The 6,498-nt window shown below is 52.8% G+C and carries 6 protein-coding genes and 1 riboswitch; of the genes, 5 read left to right on the forward strand and 1 reads right to left on the reverse strand.

Features of this window, described 5'->3' with window-relative positions:
- Nucleotides 1–385 precede the first annotated feature (385 nt).
- Complete coding sequence (locus tag HMPREF3090_RS01435) at nucleotides 386–568, reverse strand: hypothetical protein (protein ID WP_067975439.1); 183 nt, start codon at nucleotides 566–568, stop codon at nucleotides 386–388.
- A gap of 214 nt (nucleotides 569–782) precedes the next feature.
- Nucleotides 783–896: riboswitch (FMN riboswitch) on the forward strand.
- Nucleotides 897–1,034: 138 nt separating this feature from the next.
- Here HMPREF3090_RS01435 and ribD point away from each other — a divergent pair.
- From ribD to HMPREF3090_RS01460, 5 genes are all read left to right on the forward strand, one after another.
- The gene (gene ribD, locus HMPREF3090_RS01440; protein ID WP_067975442.1) at nucleotides 1,035–2,135 is read left to right on the forward strand and encodes a bifunctional diaminohydroxyphosphoribosylaminopyrimidine deaminase/5-amino-6-(5-phosphoribosylamino)uracil reductase RibD; all 1,101 of its coding nucleotides are present in this window, start codon (nucleotides 1,035–1,037) and stop codon (nucleotides 2,133–2,135) included.
- Nucleotides 2,120–2,755 (forward strand): riboflavin synthase, encoded by a 636-nt coding sequence (gene ribE, locus HMPREF3090_RS01445; protein ID WP_067975446.1) that lies wholly within the window; start codon nucleotides 2,120–2,122, stop codon nucleotides 2,753–2,755. The genes ribD and ribE (HMPREF3090_RS01445) overlap by 16 nt, the downstream gene beginning before the upstream one ends.
- A gap of 13 nt (nucleotides 2,756–2,768) precedes the next feature.
- Nucleotides 2,769–3,977: a bifunctional 3,4-dihydroxy-2-butanone-4-phosphate synthase/GTP cyclohydrolase II gene (locus HMPREF3090_RS01450; protein WP_067975448.1), complete on the forward strand. Its 1,209-nt coding sequence runs from the start codon at nucleotides 2,769–2,771 to the stop codon at nucleotides 3,975–3,977.
- Nucleotides 3,978–4,460, forward strand: coding sequence for a 6,7-dimethyl-8-ribityllumazine synthase (ribE, locus tag HMPREF3090_RS01455; RefSeq protein WP_067975452.1), 483 nt, complete (start codon nucleotides 3,978–3,980; stop codon nucleotides 4,458–4,460).
- A 137-nt stretch (nucleotides 4,461–4,597) separates the two neighbouring features.
- On the forward strand, nucleotides 4,598–6,466 hold the full coding sequence (locus HMPREF3090_RS01460) for a flavocytochrome c (protein ID WP_067975455.1): 1,869 nt from the start codon (nucleotides 4,598–4,600) through the stop codon (nucleotides 6,464–6,466).
- The last annotated feature ends 32 nt before the right edge of the window (nucleotides 6,467–6,498 follow it).

A 6,498-nucleotide genomic window follows, 5' to 3' on the forward strand; every position in this document is an offset into this window, starting at 1 on the left:
CGTTCCGATTGGGTGAAGTCACTTCAAGTCTGCTCTTGCGAACCCGACTATACAGGGCGTGAGGAAGAGGGGGTAGCTTGCATTCACTGGAGCAAATGAGATTCAGGTAAGCAGTACTTAAAGCTTTTCTACTTGCATATGGAAGGTCTATATGCAAATAGCGAGAGTGAATTTGCGCTCGACAACTTTATGTGCAAATTGGGAGTGTGAATTTGCGTTCACGAGCTTTGAGTGCAAATTGAAAACATGAGTTTGTGCTCGACAACTTTATGAGCAAATTGGGAATATGAGTTTGCGTTCATCAGATTTGAGTGCAAATCAAAAGCCAGAGATAACAAAGCACAGCATCAAAAAGCGGACCAGCCCAAGCTCGTCCGCTTTCTTTCTACTGACTGATTTCCATGCCATCACGGAGAATGCGGCTGGCATGGATGACCTGGGTCGTCTCTTGGTCGCTATTTAATCGCAAGGGGGCAAGGTCTACGCTCTCCCCACCTATGATGGTGTAGGCTTCGTATGGGTCGCCAGCTTTCAATTGGTCGGGGTCGATCCCGTAAGGCATGGCCATCACGAAGTAGAAGCCTTGCTTATCTTGGGCAAGGATGGTAGGGAAGGCCTCGTCATGGTAGGCGGGGATCGGGCACTTTTTTCATGAGGGGGCTCCTTGCTATTTTTAATTTAAGTTTAGAAAGTTCGACCCTGCCTGTCAAGCTTGATGTAAACCTTTTCAGGATATCTCTTGACTTTGTTAGGGGGGCTGGCTATAATATAGGCAGTTGAATATCTATCTTCAGGGCAGGGTGCAAGTCCCTACCGGTGGTAAAGCCCACGAGCCGCAAGGTTGATTTGGTGAGATTCCAAAGCCGACAGTATAGTCTGGATGAAAGAAGATCGAAAGAAGAAATTAGCGCTTTTGAATGCTCTGGAATGACAATGATCGTTTCAGAGTATTTTTTTATTAGCCAAATTAAATCTTTTCTTTGTAATGTCTTGGATAGCTCTATTCAAGGCATTATTTTTTTGGAGGTGTTTCGATGCGAGATGAAGAATGGATGCAGCAAGCCCTGGACCTGGCTGAAAAAGGTCGGGGCTGGGTGAATCCGAATCCCTTAGTGGGAGCCGTGATCGTTAAGGAGGGCCGGGTCTTAGGCCAGGGTTACCACACAGCTTACGGCAAGCCCCATGCGGAGAGGGAAGCTTTGGCTGCGTGTCAGGAAGATCCTCAGGGGGCTACCCTCTATGTGAACTTGGAACCTTGTTGCCACTATGGAAAGACCCCGCCTTGTACGGAAGCTGTGATTGAAAGTGGGATCCAGCGGGTGGTTGTCGGAAGCCTAGACCCCCATGACAAGGTGGCAGGCAAGGGGGTTCAAGCCCTCAAGGAAGCGGGCTTGGAAGTTAAAGTTGGTGTCCTAGAAAAAGAATGCCAGCACTTAAACCGGGTCTTTGAAAAATTTATCGTTAGTCATAGGCCTTATATGGTAGCCAAGTACGCCATGACTTTAGACGGTAAGATTGCTACGCGGACGGGGGCCTCGCGCTGGGTGACGGGGCCGGAAGCCCGCCAGCGTGTCCACCAGACCCGCCATGCGCTCTCAGCGATCATGGTGGGGGTCAATACCATCCTGGCTGATGATTCCCTCCTGACCTGCCGGCTGGATGGGGGCATGGACCCAGTCCGGATTATCTGCGACTCAGAGCTCAGAACGCCTTTAGACAGTCAAGTCGTCCGGACGGCTGACCAAGTACCTAGCTATCTGGCGACGACCTGCCGGGAGGCGGACCGCCAAGCGCCTTACCGAGACGCGGGCTGTGGCATCATCGAGCTGGGCCGCCGCCAAGGTCACTTGGACCTGGTTGAATTGATGACCCGACTCGGGGAGATGGATCTGGATAGCGTCCTCTTAGAAGCAGGGGGCACCCTGACCTGGTCAGCTCTGGCGCTGGGCCTTGTCGATGAAGTCCACGCTTACATCGCTCCTAAGCTATTCGGTGGCCAGGCCATGTCGCCGGTCGCTGGCCAAGGCGTTGAAACGCCAGACCAAGCTATTCAACTCGAATCCTTTGCCTGGTCTCAAGTCGGAAAAGATGTTTTGATAGAAAGTAAGGTGGTGACCGGATGTTTACCGGATTAATTGAAGAAGTAGGGAAGATCAAGGCCATCAAGAAGTCCTCCCAGGCCTGTGTGGTCCAAATTGGGGCTGCCAGGGTTCTTGAGGGCATCCAAGTAGGGGATAGTGTGGCGGTCAATGGGATCTGCCTGACCGTGACCGATTTTGACCAATCTTCTTTCACAGTTGACGTGATGCCCCAGACCTGGCAGATGACCGCTCTGGCCCAGCTCGACCGGGGATCCGCAGTCAACCTGGAACGGGCCATGGCAGCTTCGGACCGTTTAGGCGGTCACTTTGTTTCGGGCCATATTGATGGTAAGGCCCAGCTTCAAGCCATCCGTCCCCAGGGCAATGCGGTACTCTATGATTTTAGGGCGGGCAAGGATCTCTTGGACGATATGGTCAACCAGGGCAGTGTGGCCATCGATGGGATAAGCTTGACCCTGGTCCAAGTCGACCAGCAAGGCTTTCGGGTGTCTATCATCCCTCATACCCTGGACCAGACCAACCTGACACAGAAGAAGGTCGGCGATTGGGTCAATATTGAGACCGATATGATTGGTAAATATGTGAAACGTTTTATGGCTAAGGCAGAATCTTCTGACCTGACTGAGGCCTACTTGCGCGAGCAAGGATTCTAGGAGGAGGATAAGGATGTTTAAAGAACGTGTGGAAAAGGCATTAGCTGCCCTTAAAGCAGGCAAGCTGGTGCTTGTCATGGACGATGAGGACCGTGAAAACGAGGGGGATTTGATCTGTGCCGCCGAATTTGCGACCACAGACAATGTCAACTTCATGGCTAGCCAGGCAAAGGGCTTGATCTGCATGCCGATGAGCGAAGCCATTGCCCAAAAACTCGACTTCCAGCCCATGGTGGCCCACAATACTGACAACCACCAGACGGCCTTTACGGTTTCTATCGACCATGTGGCGACGACGACGGGGATTTCAGCCGAAGAGCGGGGCTTGACGGCCCGTAAAGTTGTAGCTGAAGATGCCTGTCCTGAAGACTTTCGCCGGCCGGGTCACATGTTTCCCTTGGTGGCCAAGTCGGGTGGGGTCCTGGAACGCAATGGCCATACGGAAGCGACGGTTGACCTGGTGGCCTTGGCTGGTTTAGAGGCTTGTGGGCTCTGCTGTGAAATCATGGCGGACAATGGCCAGATGATGCGAGGGCCCGAGCTCAAGGCTTTTGCCAAGGATCACGGCTTGGACTTCTTGACCATTGAAGACCTCCAAGCCTACCGCAAACGTTATGACCAGCTCCTGGACAAGCTAGCCGACGTGGCCCTGCCCACGCGCTATGGGGACTTCCGCCTGGCTTGTTTCGTCGACCGCTTGACCGGTCAAGAGCACCTGGCCTTGACCATGGGGGACTTGGACCAGGCAGAGGACGTCATCTGCCGCCTGCACTCGGAATGCCTGACTGGGGATGTCTTTGGCTCAGAGCGCTGTGACTGCGGCGCCCAGCTCGACCAGGCTTTGGCTCAGATTAGCCAAGCGGGCCAGGGCGTCCTCCTCTATATGCGCCAGGAAGGTCGGGGGATTGGCCTGGTTAACAAGCTCAAGGCCTATCACCTGCAGGAGGAAGGACTGGATACCCTGGAAGCCAACCTTGCTCTAGGCCAACCTGCCGATGCTCGGGAATACTATCTCGGGGCGCAGATGCTCCGGGCTTTAGGGCTTCGCTCGGTTCACTTGCTGACCAACAACCCTGACAAGGTCCAAGAACTCGAAGCCAATGGTATCGCGGTTACAGAGCGCCTGCCTCTGGAAATTCCAGCCAATGCCCACGATGCCAACTACCTATTGACCAAGAAAATTAAGATGGGACACCTATTAGACTTAAAGGAGGACAATTAAATGACAAGATTTGAAGGCAACTTATACACAGAAGATATGAAAGTAGGGATTGTTGTTTCCCGCTTCAATGATTTTATTACGTCAAAACTCTTATCCGGCGCCCTCGACAGCCTCAAGCGCGAAGGCGTGGCAGAAGCAGCCATCGATGTGGCCTGGGTTCCTGGGGCTTTCGAAATCCCCTTGCTCGCTAAGAAAATGGCTGAGACGGGCCGCTATGACGCCATTATTTGCCTGGGTGCCGTGATCCGCGGGGCAACTTCCCACTATGACTATGTCTGCGCCGAAGTCTCCAAGGGCATTTCACAAGTATCTATGGCGACAGGGCTCCCTGTCCTCTTCGGTGTTATCACGACCGATACCATCGAACAAGCCATCGAGCGGGCCGGTTCCAAGGCAGGTAACAAGGGTTCTGAGTGTGCCCAAGCAGCTATCGAAATGGTCAATGTTATACGCGCCGTGGAAGGACCATCTGATAAAGACTAATCGTCAATTTTTTAACCCAGAAAAAGTAGCCGGGAACCAGCGCGGCTACTTTTTGTTATTTGAGGCTTGGGCACTGAATAATTGTCTGGAATGTGTTACCCTTATTGTGAGAATAATCACGAAAGAGGGGAAGCAAAATGACTGATCAAGAATTGCGTTACCAGCCGGGGACCTACCAGGTGGAGGCAGCTGGCCATAACAGCGCTTTGCCTATGGAGGTTGAGCTCTCGGAAGACCGGATTGAACGGATCGAAGTTGATGCCAGTTCGGAGAGTAAGGGGATTGCCAACCCGGTATTCGTCAAGGTTCCGGCTGATATCATCGAAGGGCAGACCTTGAATGTGGATGCCGTCTCAGGAGCAACGGTCTCCAGCCAAGGGATTATTGATGGGGTAGCCGAAGCTGTGCGCCAGGCCGGAGCTGATCCCGAAGTCTTAAAAGCTCGTCCTAAGGTCCAACACCAGGCAGCCGAAGCCCTGGAAGAAACGACAGATGTCCTCGTGATTGGGGGCGGGGGTGCTGGTTTAGCCGCTGCTGCCTCAGCTATTCAAGCAGGCAAGCAAGTTATCGTCCTGGACAAGTTCCCAGCTATTGGGGGCAATACCGTGCGAACAGGGGGACCGATGAATGCGGCTGACCCAGACTGGCAAAATCAATTTGCTGCTTTGCCAGGCGAAGGGCATACGCTAGAAGAGATTGCAGCGACGCCTGAAGCGGAGATTGATGACGAATACTTAGAAGACTTCCGCGAACTTCGCCAACAAATCCAAGACTATTTAGAAGCTAATGAAGAAGGGGAGGCCTATCTCTTTGACTCGGTTCTCCTTCACCGCATTCAAACCTATCTGGGTGGCAAACGTGAAGACTTGTCTGGTAACCGGGTTTATGGTAACTATGACTTGGTTAAGACCTTGACAGACAATGTTTTAGACAGTGTGAACTGGTTAACTGAGCTTGGTGTGGACTTCGACCGCGACCATGTTGATATGCCAGTGGGGGCTATGTGGCGGCGGGGTCACAAGCCACGTTCCGATGAAGGCTATGCCTATGTCCACGCCCTTGAGAGCTTTATCGAAAAAGAGGGGGGCAGCATTTATACGGAAGCTGATGTGACTGAGCTGATCCAAGACGACCAAGGCCAAGTCGTCGGCGCAAAAGGGACCTATCAAGGCGCGGCCATGCGGATCGAAGCCCAGGCTCTTGTTTTAGCAACGGGTGGTTTCGGGGCCAATACCCCCATGCTCCAAGAGTATAATACTTACTGGGAACGGATTGATGATGATGTGAAGACCTCTAATTCGCCAGCGATTACAGGTGACGGCATCCGTCTGGGCCAAGCAGTCGGCGCTGACCTAGTGGATATGGGCATGATTCAGATGCTGCCAACCTGTGACCCAGAAACAGGTGCCCTCTTCACAGGTCTCCAAGTCCCACCCGCTAACTTCCTTATGGTTAACCAGGAAGGCCAACGTTTCGTTAATGAATTTGGCACGCGTGATGAGATTTCAGCTGCGGCGATCGCTAATGGTGGCCTCTTCTACCTGATTGCGGATGAACGCATCAAGGCTACGGCCTATAACACCAGCCAGGAAAAGATTGACCAACAAGTTGCTGACGGGACCCTCTACAAGGCCGATACGGTCGCAGATTTGGCTCGGCAGATTGATATGGATCCTGAGCAATTGGAAGAGACTGTGAAAAAATATAACTCTTATGTGGAAGCTGGAGAAGACCCTGACTTCAACAAAGGAGCTTTTGATCTCAAAGTAGAGGAAGCCCCCTTCTATGCAACGCCGCGCAAGCCGGCCATCCACCATACCATGGGCGGCTTGCGGATCAATAGCCAGGCCCAAGTCCTCGATGCAGATGGCCAAGCGATACCAGGTCTCTATGCGGCAGGTGAAGTAGCAGGCGGTATCCATGCAGGCAACCGCTTAGGCGGCAACTCCCTAGCCGACATCTTCACCTTCGGACGAATCGCTGGTCAAGAAGCCAGTCAGTCCTAACAGGGTGAGAGCAAGAGCGTTTAGCTTTGGAT

This window comes from Aerococcus sp. HMSC23C02, from assembly GCF_001806805.1.
GTDB lineage: Bacteria > Bacillota > Bacilli > Lactobacillales > Aerococcaceae > Aerococcus > Aerococcus sanguinicola.

Excerpts from the sequence above, each read along its gene's own strand:
- HMPREF3090_RS01435 (WP_067975439.1), bottom strand. The coding sequence starts at position 568 with ATGGCCATGCCTTACGGGATCGACCCCGACCAATTGAAAGCTGGCGAC.
- ribD (WP_067975442.1), top strand. The coding sequence starts at position 1,035 with ATGCGAGATGAAGAATGGATGCAGCAAGCCCTGGACCTGGCTGAAAAA.
- ribE (WP_067975446.1), top strand. The coding sequence starts at position 2,120 with ATGTTTACCGGATTAATTGAAGAAGTAGGGAAGATCAAGGCCATCAAG.
- HMPREF3090_RS01450 (WP_067975448.1), top strand. The coding sequence starts at position 2,769 with ATGTTTAAAGAACGTGTGGAAAAGGCATTAGCTGCCCTTAAAGCAGGC.
- ribE (WP_067975452.1), top strand. The coding sequence starts at position 3,978 with ATGACAAGATTTGAAGGCAACTTATACACAGAAGATATGAAAGTAGGG.
- HMPREF3090_RS01460 (WP_067975455.1), top strand. The coding sequence starts at position 4,598 with ATGACTGATCAAGAATTGCGTTACCAGCCGGGGACCTACCAGGTGGAG.